The sequence below is a fragment of the Holdemania sp. 1001302B_160321_E10 genome, from assembly GCF_015552275.1.
Lineage (GTDB): Bacteria > Bacillota_I > Bacilli_A > Erysipelotrichales > Erysipelotrichaceae > Holdemania.
This window is the reverse complement of record NZ_JADNEM010000074.1, coordinates 1-1,582: the sequence shown is the minus strand read 5'-3', so window position 1 is coordinate 1,582 and position 1,582 is coordinate 1. Positions and strand designations below refer to the sequence as shown.

1 protein-coding gene is annotated in these 1,582 nt (G+C 43.3%); it reads left to right on the top strand.

Annotation, left to right across the window (positions count from 1 at the left end):
- Positions 1-175 precede the first annotated feature (175 nt).
- Positions 176-1,525, top strand: a complete 1,350-nt coding sequence (locus tag I2D94_RS18065; RefSeq protein ID WP_195397910.1) for a recombinase family protein — start codon at positions 176-178, stop codon at positions 1,523-1,525.
- The last annotated feature ends 57 nt before the right edge of the window (positions 1,526-1,582 follow it).

The window sequence follows — 1,582 nt, the reverse complement described above, 5'->3', positions numbered from 1 at the left end:
ATTTTTGATAGAAGCCATATACGGCATTAAAACAAATAAAAAAATCCCGCCAGCGCCAACTGGCAGGATCGGCAGCGACGCCAATCGCTGCAGCGCAGTTAAAATGACCACGAATCATTCTTTTTCTGCGCTTTCATTTTACCAAAAATCAGGAAGAAATGAAAGGAAGATTACTATGCTCCGAGGTTTTCTTTATGCCCGAATATCCGTTGAAGAAAGGAATCAAAAGAAGTATTCCATTCCGGCTCAGATCGCACGAATGGAAGAGCATTGCAGAGTCAATCACATCAAAATCTGCGATACGTTCATCGACGATGGAATCAGCGCTGCAACGATTAAAAAGAGAAAAGAACTGTGCCGAATGCTTGATTCTTTAGATAACGCTGATATCGTGCTTTTTACGCAGCTCGATCGGTTTTCCAGGAACGTGTTGGACGCGAACCGGCTTCTTGAACAATTTGAGAAGCACAACGTATCCTTCCGTGCCGTGGATGAAGACGATATCGACACCAGCACCGCAGACGGTCGCTTTATATTTAACCTGAAAGTGAACCTGGCTGAACGCGAGCGGATCAAGACAAGCGAGCGAATAAAGGCTGTCAACGAGTTTAAACGAAAGAACAAACAAGTCACCTTCGGCGTTGGTCCGACCGGCTACGAAGTGAAGGACCACAAGTGGGTAACGAACGAAAAAGCGACCATGATTTATGATTTATTTGACACGTACATTAAAACCGGAAGCCGGCAGGCTGCCAGGGAAATGCTGGCGAGAAAATATGACTATGATTGCGAACCGTCCACCGTTTCCCACTTTTTGAGTCAGAAATGCTATACCGGAGAATACAAGGGGATCCCCGATTATTATCCGCAGATCATCACGATTGAAATGTGGAAAGAAGCAGAACGCCTAAGAAAAGAAATGTGCGTGCGAAATCGCGCGGTCGGTATCGTTTACATTTTTCGTGGTCTGCTGCGGTGCAAATACTGCGGACATATCATGACCGGCGCATTCCCGCTGAGCAAGCCCGGAGCGACAAGAAAAGCTGTTTATCGCTGTGCAAGGAAAGCCAATAATATTGGAGAAAAGATATTCTGCACTGAGATCCATCAGATCCGCGAGGAAGTGGTGGAAGCTTATTTGTTGGAGAATGTGGAAAAACAAATAAAAGAATACATGATTGAGATCGCACAAGAAGAAAGCAAAAAACAAGAAAAGAAAATAGATGCTGCATCGATCAAAAACAAACTTACGAAGATTAAAGATCTATACCTGGCCGATATGATTCAATTAAGCGATTACGAAAAGGAATATAAATCTCTTACAAAGCAGCTTGAAGAAGTTGACAAGCAGAAAACAAAAAAAGCCGCACCCGATTACAAGCCATTTAAGGCCGTTCTGAGCGGCTTTCTCGAAAATGAATATAAAGACTTCACCAATGAGCAAAAGCGCTATTTCTGGCAGTCCTTGATTGATTACATTGAAGTTGACAAGCAAAAGAACATGACGATTTATTTCAGGCGGTAGAAACCGCCTTTTTAATCGTCTTTTATGTTGGTAAGTATGAAAAACGCTTCCTGCGGA

What these genes read in the sequence shown, in the direction of transcription:
- I2D94_RS18065 (WP_195397910.1), top strand. Translation starts at nt 176, where the DNA reads ATGCTCCGAGGTTTTCTTTATGCCCGAATATCCGTTGAAGAAAGGAAT.